Source organism: Methylobacterium ajmalii, from assembly GCF_016613415.1.
Taxonomy (GTDB): domain Bacteria; phylum Pseudomonadota; class Alphaproteobacteria; order Rhizobiales; family Beijerinckiaceae; genus Methylobacterium; species Methylobacterium ajmalii.
This window is the reverse complement of sequence record NZ_JACWCT010000081.1, coordinates 51,506-77,186: the sequence shown is the minus strand read 5'-3', so window position 1 is coordinate 77,186 and position 25,681 is coordinate 51,506. Positions and strand designations below refer to the sequence as shown.

Sequence of the window (25,681 nt, the reverse complement as noted above, 5' to 3'; positions counted from 1 at the left end):
CGGTCCGACCGGATGTCCGAGGCTCGTCAAGGATCCCGCCATGCTCGCCGCCCCGCTGACCCAGGCCCGGCCCGGACCGGAGGCGGCCGAGCGCTCGCCCTTCGAGCGTCCGGCGGTGGTGTGGCTCATCGTGGCGGCGAGCGTCGCCGGGATCCTGTCCTGGCCCGATCTCGTGGCGGTCCTGCGCGAGCTGCGCCTGCCCGACACCGACGACGCGATGCGGCTGGTGCAGGTGCGCGACCTTCTCGCCGGCCAGGGCTGGTTCGATCTGTCCCAGCACCGCCATGCCGGCGCGCCGCCGATGCACTGGTCGCGCCTCGTCGACGCGCCGATCGCCGCCCTGATCCTGCTGGTCCGGCCCCTCGCCGGGCCGGCGGCCGACGGGATCGTCGCGGCCGCCTGGCCGCTCCTCCTGCTCGGGCTCTACGCCCTCATCCTCCATCGCGGGGTGGCGCGCGCCTTCGGCTGGCGCGCGGCGGCCTTCGCGCTGTTCGCCGCCGGGCAGGCGGTGTTCGTCACCGGCATGTTCGCGCCCGGGCGCATCGACCACCACAACGTCCAGATCTGCGCGGTCCTCGCGCTGGCACTGTGCCTCGCCCGGCCGGCCCCGACGGCGAGGGACGGCGCGGCGGCGGGGGCGCTCGCGGCGTTCTCGCTCGCGGTCGGGCTCGAGGCGCTGCCCTTCATCGCCGCCGCCGGGCTGCTGCTCGCCGGCCTGTGGTGGCGCGACGGGCGCGCGGCCCTGGCGCCGTTCCGCGGCTTCGGCCTCGGCCTCGGGCTCGTCGCCCCGGTCCTGTTCGCCGTCCAGACCGGTCCGGCCGCCTGGGCCGTCCCCGCCTGCGACGCTCTCTCCCCGCCCTGGCTCTGGCTCTCGGCGGCGGCGCTCGCCACGGCCTGCGGGGCCGCTCTCGTGCCCGGCGGGCGCCTCGCGCGGGCCGGGTTCCTCGTCGCCTGCGGGGCGGTAGCGGTCGGCGGATTCGTCCTCATGTTCCCGGCCTGCGCCGCCGGGCCGTTCACCGGCATGCCGGCCCTTGTCCACGACGAGTGGCTGGTGAAGGTGCGCGAGATGCGGCCGGTCTGGCAGCTCGCCGTCCTGGCACCCGACGCGGTGCTCGCCGGCCACGTCCCGGTGCTGGTCGGCGCGCTCGTGGCGAGCCTGTGGGCCTGGCGCGACGGGGCGCCGGCGCCGCGCCGCCTGATGGCGGTGGCGGCCGGGACGCTCTGGCTCGGCGTGGCGCTCGGCGTGCCGCAGTTCCGGGGCCTCTACGTCGCCGGGGCCTTCGTGCCGCTGGTCGCCGGCCCGGTCCTCGACCGGGCGGTGGCGCTGCTGCGCGATTCCCGCGCATCCTCGCGCCGGCGCCTCGCCGCCATCGGGCTCGGGCTCGCGCTCTGCGGCAAGGTCTGGCTCCTCGTCGCCTCGGTGCCGCAGGCCTTCGGCAACACCGAGAAGGCTTTCGCGACCGAGCACGCCGCCTGGCAGGAATGCGGGGCCCGCCGGTCGATCGCCGCCCTCGACGCCCTGCCGCCGGGGGTGATCCTCGCCGAGATCGACCTCGGCCCCAGCCTCCTGCTGCACAGCCACCATTCCGTCGTGGCGGCGCCGTATCACCGGGCGTTGCCCGGCCTCGTCGCCTCGCTCGAAGGGTTTCGCGATCTCGAGGCCCTGCCGCGCGTGGCCGCCCGTGCGGGGGCGGACTACATCGTGGCGTGCGCCCCGCCGGAGAAACCCGGCGAGACGCCGAGCGTCGCGGTCCGCCTCGGGCGCGGCGAGGTCTCCCCGCCCGGGCTGGAGCCGGTCCCGGTGCGGGATACGCCGTTGCGGGTCTGGCGCCTCCGGCCGGCGCCCTGAGAGACACGTCGTGATCTGGCGTCCGGCTGCGCTCGTCGTCGTCGCCCTCCTCCTCGCGGTCCTGGCCGCCGGGGGGCTGGCGGTCGCCCGCGGCGAGGAGCCCGGCGGCATCGAGGAGGTGTGGATCGCGCTGCTCGGACCACCGGATCTCGGCCCGGTCGAGTTCGCGCGCCTAGCCCGCACGCCGTCCCGGTCCGACGCGCTCGCCTGCGCGCCCGACATCTGCCCCCGGGCGCAGGCCGACGCGGTGCCGCCGGACTTCGCCATCCCGGGCGCGCGCCTGCGCGAGATCGTCAAGCGGGTCGCCGAGGACCAGCCTCGCACCGCCCTGGTCTTCACCGATCGCTGGGGCGAGCAGGACCGCTACGTCGCCCGCACGGCCTGGCTGCGATGCCCCGACACGATCGCGGTCGAGATCGTCGGCCGGGGGGAGGGCCGTGCCAGCCTCGCGCTCTACATCCGCAGCCAGGCCGGCTGCCCGGTCCCGGCGACGAGCCGCGCCCGGCTCGACGCCTGGCTCGCCGCGATCGCGGTGGCGGCCGGCCTCGAATCGACGAAGGGGTGATGACCCGGATGCCGCGCGCCGCCCACCAGCACCTGCCGCCGACCAGCGTCCCGCCGCTGGCGGACCTGCCCACCTCGCCCGACGTGGCGGTGATCGGCGCGGGCGCCGCCGGCATCGGCGCGGCGCGGCGGCTTCGCGCGCTCGGCCTGTCGGTCGCGGTGCTGGAGGCCCGGCCGCGGCTCGGCGGGCGCACCGTCACCACCGCCTTGCGGGGCCATCCGGTCGATCTCGGCGCGCACTGGCTCCATGCCGGACCGATCAACCCGCTGGTGGGCCTGGGTCTCGCCCGCGGCGAGCCCCTGCGCCGGGCCGCCCAGGAGAGCCACCTCTGGGTCGGGCGCCGCCCGGGCCGGCCGGCCGAGGAGGCCGCCTTCGGCCGCGCCTGGTCGGTCGCCGACCGGGCGATGACCGACGGCGCGCGCCTCCCCGGCGCGGACCGTCCGGCCGCCGCCGCCCTGCCGCCGGGCCTCGGGCCCTGGGGCAAGCGGGTCTCCCTGGTGCACGGCCTCGTCTCGGGCCGGCCGCTCTCCGAGATCAGCCTGCACGACTTCCCCAGCATGGAGTACGGCGACAACTTCTTCATCGCCGGCGGCTACGGCGCCTACCTCGCCCGCCTCGCCGCAGGGCTGCCGGTGGCGCTCGGGACCCCGGTGGCCGCCCTCGACTGGGCCGGGGAGGGGGTGAGCCTCGATCTCGGAGCCCGCGGCACCCTGCGGGCCCGGGCGGCGCTCGTCACCGCGCCCATGATGGTGCTGCAGGAGCCGGCCCCGGCCTTGCGGTTCGCCCCCGACCTGCCGGCGCCGGTGCGCGCGGCGATCGACGGGTTCGCCACCGGCATCTACGAGCACGTCGTGCTGCACTGGCCGTCCTCGCCGTTCCGCGGCCGCGACCGGCTGGCGAGCCTGATCGGCGGACGGCTCCAGCCGCCGGGCCTGCTGACGCGCGTCGACGGCACGCCGTTCCACTATTTCGAGCTCGACGTGCCGATGGCCGCGCGCCTCGACGCGGCCCGGTCCGGCGCCGACGGCGCGCGCCGGCTGGTGCGAGAGACCCTGGCCGAGCAGGTTGGCCGCGGGTCGTTGCGCGACCTCGCGGTGCCGGCGGTGACCGAGTGGCGTCACGATCCCTGGTCGCGCGGCTCCTGGGCGGTGGTGCCGCCGGGCCATACCGGCGCCCGCGACCTCCTCAAGCAAGCGGTGGGCGAGCGGATCTGGTTTGCCGGCGAGGCCCTGTCGCGCGAGCAATGGGGCACCGCGGGCGGCGCCTTCGCGGAGGGCGAGCGGGCGGCCGAGGCGATGGCCGCCACGCTCGGCCATTGAGCCACGTTGGTTTCCCGCGGCGGACGCCTACATTCCATCCATGCTGACCCGTCTCCTCACCGTCCTCGTGCTCCTCGGCCTGTCCTGCGCCGCCGGGGTCCACGCCCAGCCCATGACCCGCAACGTGCTCAAGGGCACCTGCGACAAGCTCGTCGTCGCCGGGAAGGACGTCACCCCGACCTGCGGCGACGGTCTCGCCAACCTGGTCCAGGGCCGGCGCACCTCGTTCGACTTCACCTCCAGCGACGGAACGACGATCAGCTTCAGCGGCACCGGCATGCCGCAGGACCGGCAGGAGGAAGTCGGCGTCGACGCGCTCCAGCCGGTCAGCGCCGTGATCCTGACCGTGAAGGGCAGCGACGGCGGCATCACCCGCGACACGCTGATGACCGTCGGCTCCTGCCGCTTCCCCGCTTCCCCGCCCGGCCGCTCGATCGTCGCCTGCTCGGCGGACACCCAGCGGGGCCGCTTCGAGGGGACCTTCACGACGGTGAGCGACGGGGCTGCCAAGGATGCGGGGCCCAAGGATGCGGCGCCCAAGGATGCCGCCCCCAAGGATACGGGTGCGAAGGAGCCGGCGGCGAAGTAGGACGCTCCGGCTTCGGCCAAGCCTGTTCCCGCGACGAGGGCCGAGCTGTCCGGTGCTGCCGGGCGGCGCCTTCCGATTCATCACCGGGCCGCAGGGCATGCCCGTTGCGCTCGGCTGGCGAAGCCACGCCCGCGTCCATGCCGCGATGTCCGATCGACGCCACCCAGTACCGTTGGTCTTCGGATCATCGCTGCCGTAACGAAGCCGGATCTACCGCCCTGCGTGTCTTGCACTCTGCAGGTCTTGCCTCAAGGCAAGATCAGTCCTGCTGTCTCGGCCGTAGGATCTCTCTCGATCTATCGAAATCGCGAATGCTCGCTGAAACTCCATCTGTCATCAGAATGAAGCATTTCGTCGCTAAAGCCCAGGTCCGAAGGGCGTTGGCCGGAAACAACGTCGTCTAGAGATTAGGAGTGCGCAAAAAGAATCATTTTATGTACCTATTTTGTTTTGAGATGTTTTTGTACGGGGGATTGCGACTCAAAATACAAAAATGGATCATTATCATATAAATATTGAATGATGTATAACGGCATGATATTAAGATTTTTATTTATCTTTGCTCAAAGTTTGCTGCAGATTATTGTAAATTATGCGATTTGTTGTATATAAGTAACTAAATTGCAACACCTCCTAAAGTTATTGCCCACTGCTTGCTGAACGCGTGACCAAGGGTTTCATTGCCCGGACATTCGTGGGGCTGAAACCCCGGCGATGATCTCGGCACCGCCTCTCCTCGACGAAGGGCCGTACAGGCCATTCGCATGACACACCGCGTGACCGGACCAGACACGCACGAACACGAGATCTGTTTCGTCCTCCGGTGTCGCCGTCCGCTCGCGCGTGTCGAATCTTCCCGAAGACCTGCAATCCCGAACCAGGGAGCGTCCCATGTTGCGCGCATCGAGGTGGCTCGTGAGTTGTCTGTTGCTCGGTCTGGCCAGCCAGGCCTCGGCCGCCGGGCTCGATCACTGGCCGAAGGAGGCGGCGCAGCAGATCGATGCGATGATCGCCGCGAACGCGAACAAGGGCGCGTACGCCGTGTTCGACATGGACAACACCAGCTATCGCTACGACCTGACCGAGTCGCTGCTGCCCTTCCTCGAGATGAAGGGCGTGCTGACGCGCGAGAAGCTCGATCCATCCTTGAAGCTGATACCGTTCAAGGACAAGGGCGACGTCAAGGAGAGCCTCAACAGCTACTATTACCGGCTGTGCGAGATCGACGACATGGTGTGCTATCCGTGGATCGCGCAGTCGTTCTCCGGGCTCACCGTCCAGGAGCTGAAGGGCTACGTCGACGAGCTGATGAGCTACGGGAAGACCATCCCGTCGACCTACTACGAGGGTGACACGCTCAAGACGATCGAGGTCCAGCCGCCCAGGATCTTCACCGGCATCAAGGAGCTGTACGCCAAGCTGCGCGAGAACGGCATCGAGGTCTACGTGGTGAGCGCGGCGCACGAGGAAATCGTGCGCATGGTCGCCTCCGATCCGCGCTACGGCTACAACGTCAAGCCCGAGAACGTCATCGGCGTGACGACGCTGCTCAAGGACCGCAAGACCGGCGAGCTGACGACGACACGCAAGCAGGTCGCGGCCGGCCGCTACGACGAGAAGGCCAACCTGCCCCTCGAGGTCACGCCGTACCTGTGGACCCCGGCGACCTGGTACGCCGGCAAGTACGCGGCGATCATGACCTACATCGATCCGTGGAAGAAGGCGGTGCTGGTCGCCGGCGACACGCCGGTGAGCGACGGGCCGATGCTGTTCCACGACGTCGACATCGCCAAGGGCGGCGTCCGGGTCTGGGTCGATCGCAAGGCGAAGTACCGCACCCAGATCGAGGAGATGAAGAAGACCAGCGCGACCGCGCAGGCCGCGAACGGCCTGCCCGTCACCGCCGACAAGAACTGGATCGTCGTGAAGCCCGAGGACATCCAGTAGAGCGCCGAGACGCCGCCGGGATCCCCGGCGGCCTCCCTTCGCGGCCCATCGCCGTTACCGCCGCGGCCCCCGGTCGAGCCCGGCCTTGCGCAGGGCATCGGCCAGCGCGCCGCCGCCCGCCGCCTCCTCGCGGCGGCCTTGCGGCCGCGAGGAGCGTTGCGGCCGGGCTGCGTCCTGTCTGGCGTCGCGACGGGCCCCGTCGCGGTGCTGGCCGCCGGGCTCGCGGGGCGGACGGGCGCCGACCTCGTCGTCGAGCCGCAGGGTGAGCGAGATGCGCTTGCGCGGCACGTCCACCTCCAGCACCTTCGCCCGCACCACGTCGCCGGGCTTCACCACCGCGCGGGGGTCCTTCACGAAGGTCTTGGACAGGGCCGAGATGTGGACGAGCCCGTCCTGGTGCACGCCGATATCCACGAAGGCGCCGAAGGCCGCGACGTTGGTCACCACGCCCTCCAGCACCATGCCGGGCGTGAGGTCGCCGATCTTCTCCACGCCCTCCTGGAAGGTCGCGGTCTTGAAGGTCGGGCGCGGGTCGCGGCCGGGCTTCTCGAGTTCCGCGATGATGTCGGTGACGGTCGGCAGCCCGAAAGTCTCGTCGGTGAAGGTTTTGGGGTTCAGGCCCTTCAGCACGCCGCCGTTGCCGATCACCGCCTTGATGTCGCTCTTCGTCGCCTGGAGGATGCGGCGCACCACCGGATAGGCCTCCGGGTGGACGCCCGAGGCGTCGAGCGGGTCGTCTCCGTCCTGGATGCGCAGGAAGCCCGCCGACAATTCGAACGCCTTCGGTCCCAGCCCCGCGACCTTCTTCAGCCCCGAGCGGCTGCGGAACGGCCCGTTGGCGTCGCGGTGGCTGACGATGTTCTGCGCCACCCGCTCGGTGAGGCCTGAAACCCGCGACAGCAACGGCCCGGAGGCGGTGTTCACGTCGACCCCGACGCCGTTCACGCAATCCTCCACCACCGCGTCGAGGGAGCGCGACAGCTTCCCCTCCGCGAGGTCGTGCTGGTACTGGCCGACGCCGATCGCCTTCGGCTCGATCTTCACGAGTTCGGCGAGCGGGTCCTGCAAGCGTCGGGCGATCGAGACCGCGCCGCGCAACGACACGTCGAGCCCCGGCAGTTCCGCGCTGGCATAGGCGGAGGCCGAGTAGACCGAGGCGCCGGCCTCCGACACCATCACCTTGGTGAGCTTCAGCTCAGGCTGCTTTGCGATCAGCTCGGCGGCGAGCTTGTCGGTCTCCCGCGAGGCGGTGCCGTTGCCGATCGCCAAAAGCTCGACCTTGTGGGTCCGGCAGAGCTTGGCCAGCGTCATCAGCGCGCCGGTCCAGTCCCGGCGCGGCTCGTGCGGGTAGATCGTGTCGGTCGCCACCACCTTGCCGGTCGCGTCCACCACCGCGACCTTCACGCCGGTGCGGTAGCCCGGATCGAGGCCGAGCGTCGGCCGGGCGCCGGCCGGCGCGGCGAGCAGGAGGTCGCGCAGGTTTCCGGCGAAGACCCGCACGCCCTCGGTCTCCGCCGCGTCCCACAGGCGGGCGCGCAGGTCGAGTTCGATCGAGAGCTTCAGCTTGGTGCGCCAGGCGAAGCGCACCGCCTCCATCAGCCAGCGGTCGCCGGGCCGGCCGCGGTCCTGGATGCCGGCCGAGAGAGCGATGCGGCCATCGTAGAGGCTCTGGGCGTCGACGCCCTCGGGTGCCTCGTCGAGGCGCAGATCCAGCACCTCCTCCTTCTCGCCGCGAAACAGCGCCAGCACCCGGTGGGAGGGCAGGCGGGTCAGGGGCTCGGAGAAGTCGAAATAGTCGGAGAACTTGGCGCCGGCCTGCGCCTGGCCGTCCCGCATCCGCGAGACGAGGCGCCCGCGGGTCCAGAACGCCTCGCGCAATTGCCCCACCAGCTCGGCATTCTCGGCGAAGCGCTCGACCAGGATGGAACGTGCGCCCTCCAGCGCCGCCTCGGGCGTCGCCACGCCCTTCGCTTCGTCGACGAACGGCGCGGCGGCGGCGAGCGGCACCTGGTCGGGGCGGGCGAGCAACACCTCGGCCAGGGGCAAGAGGCCGGCCTCGCGGGCGATCTGCGCCTTGGTGCGGCGCTTGGGCTTGAACGGCAGGTAGAGGTCCTCCAGCCGCGCCTTGGTGTCGGCGGCGAGGAGCTGGCCCTTCAGCGCGTCGTCGAGCTTGCCCTGGGACTGGACGCTCTCGAGGATCGCGGCACGCCGGGCCTCCAGCTCGCGCAGGTAGCGCAGGCGCTCCTCCAGGGTGCGCAGCTGCGCGTCGTCGAGGGTACCCGTCACCTCCTTGCGGTAGCGGGCGATGAACGGCACCGTCGAGCCGCCGTCCAGGAGTTCCACCGCCGCCTTGACCTGCCATTCCTGCGCGCCGAGCTCGGTGGCGATGCGCTGGGTGATGCTGGACATGGCGACTCCGCGATTCCGGGGCGACGGGGAGGCGTGTCCTTACGGGGGTTGGGGACGAGTGGGAAGGGCTGGGAGAGGGGTCAGGCGGGTGGAGCCCTTCGCGCCTGGGCGACCTGTCCGTTCCGGCTGCCGCGCTTGATTGCGGCGTCCATCTCCGCCCGCGTAAAGAGGGAGCGGGCCGCCACCAGGGTCACGGCGACCATCGGAATGGATAGCAGGACGACGAGCACGAGATCGCCGTGGCCGCCCGGCAGGCGCAAGAACGGGAGACCGTCACGGATCGCCAGGGGCGGGCCCGCCTGCGCGCAGACGAGCCAGCCGAAGCGCGGACCGGCCGCGACGTGCGTCTCGACGGGCGGCAAGACGAGCGGGACGACCATGCGGCCGGTCCTGCCGCCAGGGGAACGATGGCGGGAGCCAAACCGCCGGACAGCATCGCACGGAAGGCCTCGAACAGGCCGACGGACGTGAAGGACGTTGCAGGCAGGGCGATGACGTACTTCACGCCGCCCCTCCGCCGAGGAGAGCCGATCCGCTCTCCGCCGGCGATTGTCCGGCTGCATTGCCCTCCCGTCGATCGGAGAGCGGAGCGGCATGCCGATGGAAAGCCCCGGTAAAATTCAGGCGGCCGATGCGATCGGCCGCCTGATGGATTCCAGGTTGGAGCGAGTTCGACGGAGTGGCGTCAGCGCACCCCGCCCGCCGGCAGCACCCCGGTCGGGGCCGGGACGCGGCGCATCCGCTCGCGGTGGGCGGTGTAGAGGCCGCTGCCGCAGATCACCAGGACGCCGAGGCCCATCCAGGCGGTCGGGACGGTGCCGAAGAACGTGAAGCCGAGAAGGCCGGCCCAGATGATCTGGCTGTAGGAGAACGGCACCAGGGTCGAAGCCGGGGCGTGGCGGTACGCGATGGTGACGATCCAGTGCCCGGCGGTCGAGATGAAGCCGATGGCGGCGCCGATCGCGACCTGGTTGAGGTTCGGCGTCTCCCAGACGAAGGGCACGAGCGCCGACAGGATCACGAAGCCGACGACCGCCGACCAGGTCATGGTCGTCTGGGGCGCGTCGTAGCCGTTGATCTTGCGGGTGACGACGAGGGCGGCGGCCCAGAACAGGGCCGAGACGATCGGAAGCAGGGCCGCGGCCTGGAAGGCGCTGGTGCCCGGCCGCACGATGATCAGCACGCCGAGCAGCCCCACGAAGGCGGCGGCCCAGCGCCGGGCGCCGACCTTCTCGCCGAGCACCGGGATCGACAGGGCGGTGACGAAGATCGGCGAGACGAAGGCGATGGCGGTGGTCTCGGCCACCGGCAGGATGCGCAGGCCGGCGAGGAACAGCAGCGACGAGCCGACGAGGGCGACGCCGCGCACCACCTGCAGGCCCGGCCGGGCGCTGCGGAACGGCGAGGCGCCGCGCTTGAGGTGCGCCCGCACCACGGCCGCCGCCAGCATGACGGCGAGGAAGCCGACGTAGCGCAGCCACGCCACCTCGATCCCGGAGAGCTGTCCGGTGAGGTACTTCGCCGTGGCGTCGGAGCTCGACAGGAAGACGGTGGAGAGCACCACCAGCACGATGCCGCGCAGCGGCTGGTCGCCGAGCAGGGCCGGCAGGGCCGGGCGGGCGGAGGGGACGGCGACGGGAAGGCTGAGGGTGGCCACGGGCGTGTACGGCGGTGTCGGGAAGGGACCTTCTGATTACCACCGCCCCGTCGAACCAAGCCGTGCCGATTGCGCGCTACGGCCATGCTGTCGGGTCAGCCCTAGTTAAGGCGTGCTTTACCCGATCGTGTCGCGGCGGCGGCGACTTGCGAGGTCGCCGCCATCATCCTGCCGCAAGGCCTAAGGGTGTCTCCTGAAAGAAACATGAACGGGTTTCGTCTTCGCCGGAACCCGATCCGCAATTGCGTGTTGTTTCGCCCGCGCAGGGTTAACCTGCCCCGCGCGGGCGAGAGGCGTCAGCAGCAGCGGAAGCCGCCGCGGCCGCCGACGCCGAAGCGGGCGTTCTGCCGCTCGCGGAAGAACTCCGTCGCGGTCATCGGCTGCTGGTCGGGGTGGGTCTTGCGGATATGGGCGACGTAGGTGTCGTAGTTGCCCTGTCCGACCATCAGGCGCGCACCGTCGCAGACGCAGCGCGTCAGGGTCGCCCAGCGATCCCGTAAGGTCTCGGCGTCCATCGGGTTCACTCCGCCGCCGCCGGCATCGCCCGCGGGTCCGCCTCGACGGCGGTCCAGCGGTCGGTGCGGTAGGCCTTCAGGCAGGCCTGGACGCCGAAGGCGATGATCGCCACCACGACCCCGACGAAGACCAGCGCCAGCACGGCGTCGATCCGGTCGTTGAGGACGATCTGGCGCATCTGGTCGGCGGTCTTAGCCGGCGCCAGCACCCTGCCCTCGGCCAGCGCGGTCGCGTAGCGCTCGGCATGGGCCAGGAAGCCCACCCGCGGATCGGCGGAAAAAACCTTCTGGAGGCCGGCCGTCAGGGTGCAGGCGACGAGCCAGAGCGTCGGCACGATGGTGACGAGGGCGTAGCGCTCCCGCTTCATCTTGAAGATGACGACGGTGCAGAGCGTCAGCGCGATCGCCGCCAGCATCTGGTTGGAGATGCCGAAGAGCGGCCACAGGGTGTTCACGCCCCCGAGCGGGTCGGTCACGCCCTGGTAGAGGAAGAAGCCCCAGGCCGCGACGCACAGGCCCGTCGCCACGATGCTCGGGCCCCAGGACGCGGTGTCCTTGAAGGCCGGCACCGCGACGCCGATCAGGTCCTGGAGCATGAAGCGCCCGGCCCTGGTGCCCGCGTCGACGGCGGTGAGGATGAACAGGGCCTCGAACAGGATGGCGAAGTGGTACCAGAACGCCATCATCGCCTTGCCGCCGACGACGCTCGAGATGATGTGGGCCATGCCGACCGCGAGCGTCGGCGCGCCGCCGGCCCGCGAGATCACGGTGTGCTCGCCGACGTCGGAAGCCGTCTGCTTGATGGTCTCGGCCGAGATCGGGAAGCCCATGGCGGTGACCGCCGCCGACGCGCTCTCCGGCGTGGTGCCGACGACCGCCGCCGGCGAGTTCATGGTGAAGTAGACGCCCGGATCGATCACCGTGGCGGCGACGAGCGCCATCACGGCGACGAAGGACTCCATCAGCATGCCGCCGTAGCCGATGAAGCGGGCGTTGACCTCGTTGTCGATCAGCTTCGGGGTGGTGCCCGACGAGATCAGGCTGTGGAAGCCCGAGACCGCGCCGCAGGCGATGGTGATGAACAGGAACGGGAACAGCGAGCCCGACCAGACCGGCCCGGTGCCGTCGACGAACTTCGTCACCGCGGGCATCTGCAGGTGGGGCGCCAGCACCAGGATGCCGAGCGCCAGGCCCACGATGGTGCCGATCTTGAGGAAGGTCGAGAGGTAGTCGCGCGGCGCCAGCAGCAGCCAGACCGGTAGGATCGAGGCGACGAAACCGTAGCCGATCAGCATCCAGCACAGCTGCGTGCCGGTGAAGGTGAACATCGCGGCGAGCGCCGGGTCCTCGGCGACGTTCTGGCCGAAGATGATCGCGGCCATCAGCAGCACGAAGCCGAGGATCGAGACCTCGCCGATGCGGCCCGGGCGGATCCAGCGCGAATAGACGCCCATCAGGAGCGCGATCGGGATCGTCGCCATCACCGTGAAGGTGCCCCAGGGGCTCTCGGTCAGCGCCTTGACGACGATCAGCGCCAGCACCGCCAGGATGATGACCATGATGAGGAAGGCGCCGAACAGCGCGACGACACCCGGAATCGTGCCGAGTTCGGCCCGGATCAGCTCGCCGAGCGAGCGGCCGTCGCGGCGCATCGAGACGAACAGCACCATGAAGTCCTGCACGGCTCCGGCCAGCACCACGCCGGACAGGATCCACAGCAGGCCCGGCAGGTAGCCCATCTGGGCGGCCAGCACCGGGCCAACCAGCGGGCCGGCACCCGCGATCGCCGCGAAATGGTGGCCGAACAGGACGTACTTGTCGGTCGGGACGTAATCGAGCCCGTCGTTGTGCCGGACCGCCGGGGTCCGGCGGGTCGGGTCGAGCCGCATGATGCGGTCGGCGATGTAGAGCGAGTAGTAGCGGTAGGCGATCAGGTAGACCGACACCGCCGCCACGACGATCCAGAGGGCGTTGATGCTCTCGCCGCGCTGCGTGGCGACGACCGCGAGCGCGGCCGCCCCCAGCGCGCCCACGAGGGCCCAGGGTCCGTGCTTCCGGACGGCAGTCATGGGGTGTTCCTCCCGGCTATGCCGCCGGGCTGAAACGGGCGTCGGCGGCGTCCTTCGACTTTCGGGTAAAGGAAACCTTACGCACTGCCAATGCGGCCGCGGAGCGGGCCGCCCGCGCCGGAATGAGACTTTCGTCGTAGGTTTTTCGGCAGGGCCGGGCGCCGCCGGACGGATGGAGACCCGCAGGCGAAATCCCGCCCGCCGGCTCCTCAGTTCGACGGCAGCGTCGACATGATGTTGTCGTAGTCGAGGTTCGCGGTCTCGATGACGATCTGGGTCCGGCTGATCACGCCGAGCTTGCGCAGGATCTCGGAGACGTGGGCCTTGACGGTGGAATCGCCGACGCCGAGCTCGTGGGCGATCTGCTTGTTGAGCTTGCCCTGGCGGATCATCAGCAGAACGCGGACCTGCTGCGGGGTCAGCTCGGCGATGCGCTCGGCGATCGGCGGCTTGCCGGCCTTGCGGCCGGGGGCCTCGGCGGGGCCGGACAGGCCCTCGGGCACGAAGACCGCGCCGTTGAGCACGTCGGTGATGGCCCGGATCAGCACCGGCTTGCCGGCGGCCTTGGGCACGAAGCCGGCGGCGCCGTGCGACAGGGCCTCGCGCACGATGCGGGGGTCGTCGAGGCCGGAGACGACGAGGACCGGGATGCGCGGGAAACGGGTGCGGATCGCGATCAGCCCGTCGAACCCGTTCACCCCCTGCATGGTGAGGTCGAGCAGCGTCAGGTCGATCGAGCGGCCGCGGGAGAGGGCTGCGCAGGCGCTCTCGATGCCGTCGGCCTCCTCGACATCGGCGGCCGGGAAGGCGAGGCGGACCGCGCTGCTCAGCGCGTCGCGAAACAGCGGGTGGTCGTCCACGATGATCAGGTGCATGTCCGACCCTTCCGCGACGGGCGTCGGTGCCCCGTCCGGCCGCGGAAGAGACACCTCGGGGGCCCGGCCGGTCAATCCCACCATCGCAGCGGATCATCCTCTCGCAAGCGCACCACCGCACGGCGCACGCACTCGTAGATGCGGTGCAGCATTTCCGCCGCATCCGCAAGTCGAGAAAAGAGTTACCATCCACCCACCGGAGCAGCCACCGTGCTTTGGTATGGAGCCTCGGCAAAGAGGTGGTTCCCAACAGGCGATCCCTGCACCTTGGTCCTATGGTGGCTGACGGCGGCCCGGTCCTATCCTCCGGCAACCTCGGCGGCCGAAGGACATCCTCACCGCGGAGTGGGCGGGGGCGAGCGGGGCATCTGGCGGCAGCGTCGCGTGGGGCGGCGCGGCCGCCGATCGCGGGGGCGATCGCCCTTCCGCTCCCGACGCGCAGGCGCGGCCGCCGCACCGGCCGCGCCTGCGCACCCGGTTTCGTCCCGGCGCGGCACGCGGGGCGGGGCCCTGGAGGCGATTTCCGTAAGGGTTAAATCCCGACGCCGCGGGTGACCGCCGTTGCCAGCCGTCCGCCCTGGTCGCATACTCTAAAAACGAACAAAGCCGGGCCGGATCCGGCAAGAGCGGGAGGGGGGCTTTTGGCGCGGGGAAGTTCTGCGCGGCCAGTGTCGGGCGAGGATACGCGCACCCGGTCGCATCGCTGCGGCATCCAGACCGCCTGGACCGACGCGGCCGGGGCCGAGGCTGCCGTTGCGGCGATCGCCGCCTCCCTCGACGTCAGCCGCATCGCCCATCTGGTGATCTTCTTCTCGCCGGTCTACGGCGTGGCCGCGCTCAACGCCGCGCTCGCCCGCGCCTTCCCGGGCGTGCGGATCGCCGGCTGCACCTCCTCGGGCGAGATCAGCCCGATGGCCGGGCTCGACCGCGGCCTCGTGGTGATCGCCTTCCCGCACGAGGGGTTCCGCATCGCCTCCGCGGTGCTGGAGAAGGTCGACAACCTCGACGCCGAGCGCGCCGCCGCCTCGATCCGCGCCCTGCGCGCCGACCTCGACCGGATCGCCCGCGGCGGGCAGCGCTTCGCCATCTCGCTCATCGACGGGCTCGCCAACGCCGAGGAATCGGTGATCGCCGCGGTCGGGTACGGCCTCGACGGGGTGCCGCTGGTCGGCGGCTCGGCCGGGGACGAGCTGACCTTCTCCGAGACCGCGCTGATCCACGACGGCCAGGTGCATCGCCGCGCCGCGGTGCTGCTGCTGATCGAGACCGACTTCCCGGTCGAGATCTTCAAGAACGACAATTTCGAGCCGACCGGCGTCAAGTTCGTGGTCACCGAGACCGACCAGGAGCAGCGCACCGTGCGCGAGCTCAACGCCGAGCCGGCGGCGGTCGAGTACGCCAACGCGCTCGGCCTCGACCCCGACGCCCTGACGCCGACGAGCTTTGCCGCGCATCCCCTCGTGGTGCGGGTCGGCGGCGACTATTTCTGCCGCTCGATCCGCCACCTCAACCCCGACCGGTCGCTGAGCTTCCACTGCGCGATCGAGAGCGGCGTGGTGCTGACGCTCGCGCGCCAGAAGGACCTGGTCGAGGCGACCCGCGAGGAGCTGGCCCGTCTCGACGCGCGGCTCGGCGGCGTCGACCTGGTGATCGGCTTCGAATGCGTGCTGCGCCGCCTCGACGCCGAGATCCACCAGGCGCGCCACAGCATCGCCGAGCTCTACCGGCACTACAACGTCGTCGGCTTCGAGACCTACGGCGAGCAGTACCGCTCGATGCACCTGAACCAGACCTTCACGGGCATCGCCATCGGCCGGCCGGCGGGCCCGTGACCCGGGACGACGCACCCCCGCGCCCGGCCGCGGAGGCGGAGGCGGAGGCCGCCGCCCTGCGCGTCCGCGTCGCCAAGCTCGAGCGCATCAACGCCGCGCTGATGTCCCAGGTCGAGCGCCGGATGGACCAGCGCGGCAGCGCCTACTCGCTGTTCCAGACCGCCATCACCCTCGAGGGCCAGGTCCGCACCCGCACCGAGGAGCTGACCGCCCTGATGCGCAGCCTCGAGCGCTCGAACCAGGCGCTCACCGCCGCCAAGGAGGAGGCCGAGCGCGCCAACAGCTCGAAGACCCGCTTCCTCACCGCCGCGAGCCACGACCTGCTCCAGCCGCTCAACGCCGCCCGGCTGTCGCTCTCGGCGCTCGCCGACATGCCGGTGGGGCCCGAGGCCCGCGGCATCGTCGGCCAGGTCGAGCGCGGTCTGCAGACCATCGAGGACCTGATCAAGACGCTCCTCGACATCTCTAAGCTCGATGCCGGCCTGATCCAGCCGGTGGTGCGCCCGGTCCTGGTCGCCGACGTGCTGGAGAGCCTGGAGGCGAGCTTCGGCCCGCTCGCCGCCCGCAAGGGCCTGCGCTTCTCGGTGCGCGGCGGCCGGACCTGGGTGAAGAGCGACCTCGTGCTGCTCCAGCGCATCCTGCAGAACCTGGCCTCGAACGCGATCCGCTACACCGCGGCCGGCGGCGTGCTGGTGGCGGCGAGGAAGCGCGGCGACACGGTGCGGATCGACGTGGTCGATTCGGGCTCCGGCATCCCGGAGAGCGACCAGGAACTGATCTTCGAGGAATTCCACCGCGGCGGGCGCGAGAGCGTCGACGGCGAGATCGCGCTGGGCCTCGGCCTGTCGATTGTGCGCCGCTCGGCCCAGGCGCTCGGCCACGGCCTGAGCCTCGAATCGCGGGTCGGGCACGGCTCGCGCTTCAGCCTCCACCTCACCCCCTGCGCCGCCGAGCCGCCCCGGCCGGCCCCCTCGCTGGTGCCGCCGACGAGCCTCACCGGCGCCCGCATCGCGCTGATCGAGAACGACAAGCCGGCGCTCGAGGCCCTGGCGCGGCTCTTCCACGGCTGGGACGCCAACGCCTTCGCGGCCCGCGATCACCTGAGCCTGGTGCGGCTCCTCGGCACGACCTGGAGCCCCGACGTCGTCGTCGCCGACTTCCACCTCGACGGCGGCGCCTGCGGGCTCGACACCGTGGCCTGGCTGCGCGCCGTCCACGGCCACGACATCCCGGCCGTCATCACCACCGCCGACCACTCGGCCGAGGTCGAGGCACGGGTCCGGGCGGCTCGCTGCGAGCTGGTCCACAAGCCGCTGAAGCCGGCCCAGCTGCGTGCGCTGCTGGCTCATCTGCTCAGCCGCGCCTGAATCGCGCGCCCGCGCGTCCCGGAAATGTTTCCAAAAGATGTCTGTCGCGGCCGGCCCTGCCGGCTCGCAGTCGATTGCCGGCGGTGCATGTCGCTTCATAGGCCGAACGGACTATGCCTTATTGTATCTATTGCATTTCTGGAGCGGCTTTTCAGCGAATGGTCTAAGCTCAAGGAGAAATAGACGGTTGCGCCCGGGCAACATACTGCATGAACACGAGTTCGGTGCCGCAGAAGTGGGTTATTTGTCCGCTGGCATGTGGCACCTCTCCATGGATGCGGGGAGGTCCAGCGTGGCACGGATATTACTGACGGGCGCAACCGGCTTTCTGGGCGGTGCCGTTCTTCACCAGGCCCTGAGCCGGCGCGACGGCACCGAGTGGGTCTGCCTCGTGCGCTGCGCCAGCGCCGAGCAGGGCCGCCAGCGCATCGCCGCGCGGCTGTCGCGCTTCACCGACCCGTTCACCGCCCAGCGCCTCGCCCGCGCGGTCGAGGTGGTGCCGGGCGACTTCACCCGCGCCGACCTCGACGCCGACCCGCGGCTCGATTCCTGCACCCACGTCCTGCACCTGGCCGCCGACACCTCGTGGTGGGGCGAGGAGCGGGTCAGCCGCACCAACCACGACGGCACCCTGGCGCTCGCCCGCCGGGCGCGGGGCATGCCGGGCCTCGTGCGCTTCCTGCACGTCAGCACCGCGATGATCTGCGGCGCGGAAGCGCCGTCCCTGGTCGAGGAAGCGAACTACCCGTCCCGCGACGCCCGGCACCTCGTCGCCTACACGGTCTCGAAGGCCGCAGCCGAGACCTCGCTCGCCGGCAGCTTCTCCGACCTGCCGATCGTCGTGGCCCGTCCCTCGATCGTCGTCGGCCACTCGACGCTGGGCGCCGCGCCGAGCTCCAGCATCCTGTGGGTGATCCGCGCCGCCGACCGCCTGCGCCTCGTGCCCTGCGCGCCCGAGAGCGCCGTCGACATCGTCCCGGTCGACTGGGTCGCCGAGAGCTTCGTCGGGCTCCTGCGCAAGCCGACGCTCGCCCACAACCTCTACCACATCTCGGCCGGGGCCGGCGCCCGCTCGCGCTGGGACGACCTGATGCAGGCCTTCGCGGCGGCCGATCCGGCGGGCGGCCCGCGCGACGACTTCAGCCGCTTCGACCTCGCCGCCGACCGGGCGCTGCTGCGCCGGCGCTTCGCCGAGACCTTCGGCCTCGACGGTGCCATGAAGCAGGCGATGCTGCGGGCGGTGCGGGCCTACTACGCCTTCTGCTCCCTCGACCTGACCTTCTCAAACGAGCGGCTGCTCGCGGAGGGCCTGGCGCCGCCGCCGGCCTTCACCGACTACCTCAAGGTCTGCCTGGAGAACGCTCCCGAGATCGCCGAGCAGTTCGCCGACGACCTCGAGATGTTCGTCGCGCCGGCCCCGTCCCCGGACCTGCCGCTGACGGCGAGCGCATGAACCCGTTCCTGATCCTCGCGGTGGCGATCGGCGCCGAGATCACCGCGACCCTCGCCCTCAAGGCCGCCGACGGGCTCACCCGTCCGGGGCCGACCGTCCTGGTGGCGCTGGGCTACGGCACCGCGCTCTGGCTGATGTCGAGCAGCATGGACATGCTGCCGATCGGGATCGTCTACGCGATCTGGGCCGGCGTCGGCATGGTCGGCGCGGCGCTCGGCGGCGCGATCCTGTTCGGCGAGCCGGTGACGCCGCTGATGATCCTCGGCATCGGCGTCATCGCGGTCGGCGTCGGCATCCTGGCGGCGGCCCAGGCTCACGCCTGAGGGCGGCTCACGGCGGCGAGCAGCTGCACGCCGCCGTCGATCGCCGCGCGCATCGCCGCCGCATCCCAGTGCACGCGGGCGAGCACGTAGCCGCCCTCGACGATCGCCAGCAGGGCGGCGGCCAGGTTGGCGGGCTCGATCCCGGGCAGGAGGTCGGCCGCCGCCTTCGCCTCCTCCAGGCTCGCCCGCAACGACGCCTCGATATGGCCGAGATAGGCCGCGACCGGCTCGCGCAGGGCCGGTTCCTCCATCGCCGCCTCGTTGGCCAGACGCGCCAGCCGGCAGCCGCGCAGGGCCTGCCGCTCGCGGGTCAGGTAGGCCCCGACGCGGTCGAGGGGCGGGGTATCGGGCGAGAACAAAGCGTCGATCACCGCGATCTCCTCCTCGGCCATCTCGGCGAGCGCGGCCGCCGCCACCTCCCGCTTGCCGGAAAAATGGTGGTAGAGGCTGCCCTGGCCGGCGCCGCTGCGGTCGAGCACGTCGCGCGGGCTCGTCGCCTCGTAGCCCCGCTCCCACAGCAGCGCCTTCGCTGCCGCGACGATCGCCTCGCGCTTCGATGATCCTGGCCGTGCCATCTCGTGTCTCTTGCCGCCGGCCGGGTTGTTCGGGTGAAAACCCGCGCTTCGTCTCGTCCCGAACGGCCCTCCGGCGGACACGATATGCCGCGCCGGGGGCCGCCCGGCCAGCCGTCAGGCCGCACCCGCCAAGTGCGGCGGCGGGAGGTCGGCGTAGGTGGCGAGGCCGTGACCGAACGACCAGTTCTCCCGGGCCATCTCGACCAGGGTGACGAGCACGTCCTCGGGCCGGATGCCCAGCGCGCCGAGATTTGCCGCGATGGCGGCGAACAGCGCCTTCTTCTGCGCGACGCTTCGCCCGGTCGAGAGATGGACCTGGACCATTACCAGGTCGTCGGTGCGGGAGATGCCGAGATAGGCCGGGTCGTAGATCACGTCGTCGAACCCGCTCGAGACGACCTGGAACCGGTCATCCGCCGGAATGCCGATGCTGTCGACGAGGGCGGCGTGGACGGCATCCGCGATGGCGCGGCGCTCCTCCGCGGGGCGGTTCCGCTTCAGGGTGACGGTGACCAGGGGCATGGGAGAGATCTCCGCGGCTGCGGGAGCGGCCTCGATCCTTCTATCGTACCTACTGGTATGTACGCGAATGCGAAGAATGCAGCCCCGGCTTGCGCCCGGCTCACCTCTCGAGAAGCGCGCCGTCTGCCTCGCGCGCCTGCCAGCCGTGCCGCACCAGTTCCGGGTCGGCATGCTCCTCGGCCGGGTAGCCGACGCACAGATAGGCGACGAGCCGCCAGCTCGGCGGCACGTCGAGGGCGTCCGTCACCTCTTCGGGGCACAGGATCGAGACCCAGCCGACGCCGAGCCCGTGGCTGCGGGCGGCGAGCCAGAGAGTGTGGACCGCCGTCACGACCGAGTAGCGCAGCATCTCCGGCATGGTGGCGCGGCCGAGCCCGTGGCCGGACGCCGTCGCCTCGTCGCAGAACACCGCGAGGTGCACCGGCGCCTCGCGCAGGCCGGCGAGCTTGAGACGGCGATAGGCGGCGGCGCGCTCGTCGTCGTAGGCGCCCGCCGCTGATTCGTTGCACCGCGAAAAGCTCGCCGCGACGGCCGCGCGGCGCTCCGGCCGGGAGACCCGTACGAAGCGCCAGGGCTGGCTGTTGCCGACCGAGGGGCTGAGGCGCGCGAGCGCCAGGCAGTCCCTCAGCACGTCGTCCGGCACCGGGTCGGTGCGGAAGCGCCGCACGTCGCGGCGCCAGGCGACCAGGTCGGCGAAGCGGGCCCGGAACTCGGTACCGAATTCCGGGCCGCCGACTGATCGGCCCGTGGTCGCCGGGTCGGTCACGGCCGTGCCGGCTCGCGCTTCGCCAGGTCCCCCAGCAGGCTCGCCGCCACCGACACCTTCGACACCGTGAGGCCCGAGGCGGCGATGGCCCCGACCGCGGTGCGGATGCGGGCGAGCGCCGCGCCGCGGTCCTGGCTCCAGGCCTCGACCGCGGCCGGGCCCTCGGACTCGAACGCCGCGGCCTCGGCGGTGAGCGCCCGATGGGCGGCGGCGATGCCGGCAACCGCCCGCTCCAGGGCGATGCGGTCGAAGGTGTCGGCCACCGGCACCGCCCGGGCGGCGGCCGCGAGGGCGTTGAGGCGCATCAGGTCGGCGAGCGCGAAGTGGGTCGCGGCGATGGAGGCCGGCGGGCGTCCGGTCGCCTCGGCGACCTCGACGATGTCGGGCGCGGCGCCCAGCTCGCCGAGTGCGGCGAGGCGCGTGGCCAGCTCCTCCGGCACGCCGTGGTCCACGAGCGAGCGGATGCGCCGGGTCAGGGCCTCGGCCGCCGCCGGGGGCAGGGCGCCCGGGAGGGCGGCCGAGACCGCCGCGATGCCGTCGCGGTAGCGCTGCACCGCGGCCTCGATGCCGCCGGCGGCGGTCTCGCCATTGCGGATGAACCAGACCATGCGCTGGCGCAGCAGATCCTGCAGCTCGGCATAGAGCGCGAGCTGCTGGTCGCCCGAGATCGTACCGTCGAGGGCGTCGACCGCCTTGTTGAGGTCGACCAGCCCGAAGGCGTCGCGGGTGACCGCATAGGCTGCCGCGATGGCCGGGGCCTCGGCGCCGGTCTCGTCGGCGAGCCGGCTGACGATGGTCGGCCCGCCGCGGTTGACGATGGCGTTGGCAAGACTCGTGGCGATGATCTCCCGTCGCAGCCGGTGGCCCTGCACCGCGTCGGGGTAGCGCGCCACCAGCACCGGCGGGAAGGAGCGCTCAAGCTCGCGGGCGAGGTAGGGATCGTCCGGCACAGCGCTGTCGAGGAGGGCATCCTTCAGCGACAGCTTGGCGTAGGCGAGCAGCACCGCGAGCTCGGGCCGGGTCAGGCCCTCGCCGCCTTGCGCCCGCTCCGCCAGGGTCGCGTCGGAGGGCAGGAACTCGACGCCGCGGTCGAGACGGCCGTCGGCCTCCAGCGTCTGCATCAGCCGGGAGGCGAAGCCCGTCTCGGCCGCCGCCGAGCGCTGGGCGAGGGACAGGGCCAGCGTCTGGAGCTGGTTGTTGCGCAGAACGAGGTCGGCCACCGCCTCGGTCATGCCGGAGAGGAGTGCGTTGCGGCTCTCCGGGCTCAGGCGGCCGTCGCGCTCCGGCGTGGCCAGCGCGATCTTGATGTTGACCTCGACGTCCGAGGTGTTGACGCCGGCCGAGTTGTCGATCGCGTCGGTGTTGAGGCGCACCCCGCGCCGCGCCGCCTCGATGCGGCCGCGCTGGGTGAGGCCGAGATTGGCGCCCTCGCCCACCACCCGGGCGCGCAGCTCCGCGCCGGTGATGCGGATGGCGTCGTTCGCGCGGTCGCCGGCCTCGTCGTCGCTCTCGGAGGTGGCGCGCACGTAGGTGCCGATGCCGCCGAACCACAGGAGGTCGACGGGCGCGCGCAGGATCGCCTGCATCACGTCCGCCGGGGTCGCCTCGGCCTGGTCGAGCCCGAGGCGGGCGCGCATCTGGGGCGAGAGCGGCACGGTCTTGGCCTGGCGCGAGAAGACCCCGCCGCCGGCCGAGATTTTCTGCCGGTCGTAATCGGCCCAGGACGAGCGCGGCAGATCGAACAGGCGCTGCCGCTCGGCGAAGGCCACGGCCGGGTCCGGATCGGGGTCAAGGAAGATGTCGCGATGGTCGAAGGCCGCCACCAGTTTCAGGCAGCGCGACAGCAGCATGCCGTTGCCGAACACGTCGCCCGACATGTCGCCGACGCCCGCCACCGTGACCGGCTCGGCCTGGATGTCGATGTCGACCTCGCGGAAGTGGCGCTTCACCGCCTCCCAGGCGCCCCGTGCGGTGATGCCCATCACCTTGTGGTCGTAGCCCTGGCTGCCGCCGGACGCGAAGGCGTCGCCGAGCCAGTGGCGCGCCTCGAGCGACAGCGCGTTGGCGACGTCCGAGAAGGTGGCGGTGCCCTTGTCGGCGGCCACCACCAGGTAGGCGTCGTCCGCGTCGTGCCGCACGGTGGCGGGCGGGGGCACGATCGCCCCGTCGACGATGTTGTCGGTCAGCGAGAGCAGGGTGCGGATGAAGATCCGGTAGCTCTCGGTGCCCTCCTGCATCCAGGCCTGGCGGTCGGAGGCCGGGGGCAGCCGCTTGGGGAAGAACCCGCCCTTGGCGCCGACCGGCACGATCACGGCGTTCTTGACCTGCTGCGCCTTGACGAGGCCCAGCACCTCGGTCCGGAAGTCCTCCGGCCGGTCCGACCAGCGCAGGCCGCCGCGGGCGATGTAGCCGAAGCGCAGGTGCACGCCCTCGACGCGGGGCGAGTAGACGAACACCTCGAAGAGCGGCCGCGGCAGCGGCATCCCGTCGACCTTGGCGCAGCGGAACTTGAACGCGATGGTCTCAGGGGGCAGGCCGTTGCGCCCGATCTGGAAGAAGTTCGTGCGCTGCGCCGCCTCCACCAGGTTGACGAAGCGGCGCAGGATCCGGTCCTCGTCGAGGCTCGTCACTCCGGCCAGATCCGCCTCGATCTCGCCCCGTACGGCCTCCTGCGCGTTCGCCCGATCGCCGTCGCGGCGGGGGTCGAAGCGGGCGTAGAACAGCGCGACCAGCCGCCGGGCGAGGGCGGGATGCCGCGCGAGCGTCGCCGCGAGGTAGCCCTGGCCGTAGCGGATGCGCAGCTGGCGCAGGTAGCGGCCGAGCGCCCGGATGAGCGCGACGTCGCGCCAGCCGAGCCCGGCCTCCAGCACCAGGCGGTTGTAGGCGTCCGACTCGGCGAGGTCGCGGGCGAGCGCCAGCAGCGCCGCCTCGACCGGGCCCTCGACCGACGCGACGTCGACCGGCCCGCCGCCGGCGCGCTCCAGCAGCATGTCGTGCAGCCACACCCGGGCGCCGGCGCCCTCCGGCTTGAGCCGGTAGGAGCGCTCGTCGATGACCCGGAAGCCGAGATTCTCCAGAACCGGGACCCGCTCCGAGAGCGGCAGCGCCGCGCCGCGGGAGAACACCTTGAGGCCGATGCGGGTCTCGGGATCGCCGGGGCGCCGGAAGAGGTCGACCGCCCGGGGCTGGCCCTCCGAGATCCGCTCCAGGATGGCGATGTCGGGCAGTGCCTGCGCGCCGGCATACATCTCGCGGTAGCCGGCCGGGAAGGCATCGGCGTAGACCGCGGCGAGGCCGCGGGCGTCGCCCCCGCGGGATTCGGACAGGGCGTCGCGCAGCGAGTCGGCCCAGGTGCGGGCGAGTTCCGCGATGCCGGCCTCGAGCCGGCCGGCGTTGATCTCGTCGGGCGGCGCGTCCGGCGTCGCCACGATGACGTGGAATCGCGCGAGCGGACCCTCGGGATAGTCGGGCGCGATGGTCGAGAGGCGACCGCCCAGGCCCTCGGCCAGGTAGGCGCCGATCCGGGCCTGCAGCCGGGCGTCGGTGCGGTCCTTAGGCAGGTAGGCGATCAGCGAGACGAAGCGGCCGAACTTGTCGGGCCGCGCCAGCACCCGCACCCGCGGCCGGTCGGCGAGCGACACGATGGCGAGCGCGAAGCGCAGGAGCAGGCCGGGCTCGATCTGGAACAGGTCGTCGCGCGGGTAGGTCTCGAGGACGTGGACGAGGGAGCGCCCGGCATGGCTCGTCGGGTCGAGGCCGGCCTTGCGCAGCACCGCCGCGACCTTGCGGCGCAGGAACGGCACTTCCTCGGCCCGGCTCGCATAGGCGCTGCCGGTGAACAGGCCGACGAGGCGCAACTCGCCCGCCAGGCCGCCCTCGGCGGTGAACAGCTTGATCGCCACCATGTCGAGATGCGCCTGCCGGCGCACCCGCGAGCGCAGGCTCGCCTTGGTGACCATCAGCGCCTCGGGCCCTTCCAAGAAGGCGCGGATCTCGGGCGTCACCGCCACCATGGCGTCGCCGCGCCGCAGCACCTCGACGGCGGGGTCGCGCAGGAGGCCGAGCCCGCTGCCGGGCACGCCGGCATGGTCGGCGCCGTCCGCGTCGCGGTACTCGCGCAGGCCTAGCAGCACGAAATGCCCGTCGCGCAGCCAGTCGAGGAAGGCGCGGGCCTCGGCCCGTTCCTCGGGCGCCAGGGGGGAGGGCGCGTCCGTGTAGGCAGCGGCCGCCTCGGCCAGGTGCTCGACCATCGCGGTGTGGTCGGCCGCCGTCACGGCGACGTCGGCATAGACCCGGGTCAGGCTGGCATGGAGCGCGGCGCGGGCCGCCTCGTCGTCGATGCGGTCGAGATGGACGTGGATGAAGCTCTCGCGGGCGAGCCCGCCGGCCTCGCCGCCTGTCTCCTGCGCGGTGGTCTCGCCGACGACCCGCACCAGGGCGCCCTCGGCGTCGCGCTCGACGCCGAGGATCGGGTGGGCGACGAGGCGGGGGCGGTAGCCGCGGGCGACGATCTCCGCGAGGGTCGAATCGAGCAGGAACGGCCGGTTGGCGTTGACCGCCTCGATCACCGTGAGGTCGCGCCGGCGCCCGCCCTGCTCGACCTCGGCGTCGGAGAGCCGCACCGCGCTCGTCGTGCGGCCGGGCCGCGCGGCGGCCAGGTGCGCCCGGGCGGCGAGCGCCAGATCGGCCAGGGCCTCGGGCGTGTAGGCGGTCAGATCCTCCGGCGCGACGCGGCCGAAGAGGTCGCGGACGAAGCCGCCGGGGCCGCCCCGGTCGTCCGCCAGCGCCGCGGCGGCGGCGATCAGATCGGTCCGGCTGGCTTTCGCCTCGGCGGTGGCGGTCGCGGTCGATGGTTCCACGTCTGCTCGTCCTCTGTCGAGGGTGACGGCGCGAGCGGTGGCACAGCGCTTCCGGCCCGGCAAGGCCGACCTCGCCATCATGAGGCAAACTGCCTATAGGTGAGGCATGCCGATCGGGAGGGCACTGGGATGTCGAACGGTAAGAAGCAGCCGGGCGCGAAGCCGAAAGTCGGAGAGCGGCCGTTGCCGC

The 25,681-nt window shown here is 71.8% G+C and carries 19 protein-coding genes; 9 read left to right on the top strand and 10 right to left on the bottom strand.

Translation table 11 applies throughout. The annotated features are described in order from the left end of the window. The first annotated feature begins 40 nt into the window (after positions 1–40). The 5 genes from HPY23_RS15520 to HPY23_RS15500 all read left to right on the top strand — a co-directional run bounded on the left by HPY23_RS15520 (position 41) and on the right by HPY23_RS15500 (position 6,269). Entirely contained in the window at positions 41–1,849 is a 1,809-nt protein-coding gene (locus HPY23_RS15520; protein ID WP_091884586.1) for a hypothetical protein, read from the top strand. Between the two features lie 10 nt (positions 1,850–1,859). After that, positions 1,860–2,414, top strand: a complete 555-nt coding sequence (locus tag HPY23_RS15515) for a hypothetical protein (protein WP_244537527.1) — start codon at positions 1,860–1,862, stop codon at positions 2,412–2,414. 8 nt (positions 2,415–2,422) lie between these two features. Then, complete coding sequence (locus HPY23_RS15510; protein ID WP_418888673.1) at positions 2,423–3,733, top strand: flavin monoamine oxidase family protein; 1,311 nt, start codon at positions 2,423–2,425, stop codon at positions 3,731–3,733. 40 nt (positions 3,734–3,773) lie between these two features. Continuing rightward, positions 3,774–4,322 (top strand): hypothetical protein, encoded by a 549-nt coding sequence (locus HPY23_RS15505; RefSeq protein ID WP_175539905.1) that lies wholly within the window; start codon positions 3,774–3,776, stop codon positions 4,320–4,322. Positions 4,323–5,237: 915 nt separating this feature from the next. After that, positions 5,238–6,269, top strand: a complete 1,032-nt coding sequence (locus HPY23_RS15500) for an HAD family hydrolase (RefSeq protein ID WP_244537526.1) — start codon at positions 5,238–5,240, stop codon at positions 6,267–6,269. 54 nt (positions 6,270–6,323) lie between these two features. Here HPY23_RS15500 and HPY23_RS15495 read toward each other — a convergent pair whose 3' ends face one another. From HPY23_RS15495 to HPY23_RS15470, 6 genes are all read right to left on the bottom strand, one after another. Further along, on the bottom strand, positions 6,324–8,678 hold the full coding sequence (locus tag HPY23_RS15495; RefSeq protein WP_091884578.1) for a Tex family protein: 2,355 nt from the start codon (positions 8,676–8,678) through the stop codon (positions 6,324–6,326). Positions 8,679–8,758: 80 nt separating this feature from the next. After that, a complete protein-coding gene (locus tag HPY23_RS15490) occupies positions 8,759–9,058 on the bottom strand; it encodes a hypothetical protein (RefSeq protein WP_091884576.1) in 300 nt (99 codons plus the stop codon). A 305-nt stretch (positions 9,059–9,363) separates the two neighbouring features. After that, positions 9,364–10,335 carry a DMT family transporter gene (locus tag HPY23_RS15485; RefSeq protein ID WP_060848689.1) on the bottom strand — a complete coding sequence of 324 codons (972 nt, stop codon included), beginning with the start codon at positions 10,333–10,335 and terminating at the stop codon, positions 9,364–9,366. Positions 10,336–10,631: 296 nt separating this feature from the next. After that, on the bottom strand, positions 10,632–10,850 hold the full coding sequence (locus HPY23_RS15480) for a YbdD/YjiX family protein (protein ID WP_091884573.1): 219 nt from the start codon (positions 10,848–10,850) through the stop codon (positions 10,632–10,634). Between the two features lie 5 nt (positions 10,851–10,855). Then, entirely contained in the window at positions 10,856–12,919 is a 2,064-nt protein-coding gene (locus HPY23_RS15475; RefSeq protein ID WP_091884570.1) for a carbon starvation CstA family protein, read from the bottom strand. A gap of 209 nt (positions 12,920–13,128) precedes the next feature. After that, positions 13,129–13,794 (bottom strand): response regulator, encoded by a 666-nt coding sequence (locus HPY23_RS15470; protein WP_091745579.1) that lies wholly within the window; start codon positions 13,792–13,794, stop codon positions 13,129–13,131. A 668-nt stretch (positions 13,795–14,462) separates the two neighbouring features. Between HPY23_RS15470 and HPY23_RS15465 the strand changes: the two genes are divergently transcribed. The 4 genes from HPY23_RS15465 to HPY23_RS15450 all read left to right on the top strand — a co-directional run bounded on the left by HPY23_RS15465 (position 14,463) and on the right by HPY23_RS15450 (position 18,769). Then, positions 14,463–15,626 carry an FIST N-terminal domain-containing protein gene (locus HPY23_RS15465; protein ID WP_060848693.1) on the top strand — a complete coding sequence of 388 codons (1,164 nt, stop codon included), beginning with the start codon at positions 14,463–14,465 and terminating at the stop codon, positions 15,624–15,626. Then, on the top strand, positions 15,623–16,993 hold the full coding sequence (locus HPY23_RS15460) for an ATP-binding response regulator (RefSeq protein WP_407942786.1): 1,371 nt from the start codon (positions 15,623–15,625) through the stop codon (positions 16,991–16,993). The genes HPY23_RS15465 and HPY23_RS15460 overlap by 4 nt, the downstream gene beginning before the upstream one ends. A 292-nt stretch (positions 16,994–17,285) precedes the next feature. Continuing rightward, positions 17,286–18,446, top strand: coding sequence for an SDR family oxidoreductase (locus HPY23_RS15455; protein ID WP_244537525.1), 1,161 nt, complete (start codon positions 17,286–17,288; stop codon positions 18,444–18,446). After that, the gene (locus tag HPY23_RS15450) at positions 18,443–18,769 is read left to right on the top strand and encodes a DMT family transporter (RefSeq protein ID WP_091745585.1); all 327 of its coding nucleotides are present in this window, start codon (positions 18,443–18,445) and stop codon (positions 18,767–18,769) included. The genes HPY23_RS15455 and HPY23_RS15450 overlap by 4 nt, the downstream gene beginning before the upstream one ends. Here the strand turns inward: HPY23_RS15450 and HPY23_RS15445 are convergent. The 4 genes from HPY23_RS15445 to HPY23_RS15430 all read right to left on the bottom strand — a co-directional run bounded on the left by HPY23_RS15445 (position 18,760) and on the right by HPY23_RS15430 (position 25,491). Beyond that, a complete protein-coding gene (locus tag HPY23_RS15445; RefSeq protein ID WP_091884567.1) occupies positions 18,760–19,344 on the bottom strand; it encodes a TetR/AcrR family transcriptional regulator in 585 nt (194 codons plus the stop codon). The two genes, HPY23_RS15450 and HPY23_RS15445, sit on opposite strands and share 10 nt — an antisense overlap. 114 nt (positions 19,345–19,458) lie before the next feature. After that, on the bottom strand, positions 19,459–19,866 hold the full coding sequence (locus tag HPY23_RS15440; protein WP_091884563.1) for a tautomerase family protein: 408 nt from the start codon (positions 19,864–19,866) through the stop codon (positions 19,459–19,461). Between the two features lie 100 nt (positions 19,867–19,966). After that, positions 19,967–20,632, bottom strand: coding sequence for a 5,6-dimethylbenzimidazole synthase (gene bluB / locus HPY23_RS15435; protein WP_091884561.1), 666 nt, complete (start codon positions 20,630–20,632; stop codon positions 19,967–19,969). Next, the gene (locus HPY23_RS15430) at positions 20,629–25,491 is read right to left on the bottom strand and encodes an NAD-glutamate dehydrogenase (RefSeq protein ID WP_244537524.1); all 4,863 of its coding nucleotides are present in this window, start codon (positions 25,489–25,491) and stop codon (positions 20,629–20,631) included. The genes bluB and HPY23_RS15430 overlap by 4 nt, the downstream gene beginning before the upstream one ends. Between the last annotated feature and the right edge of the window lie 190 nt (positions 25,492–25,681).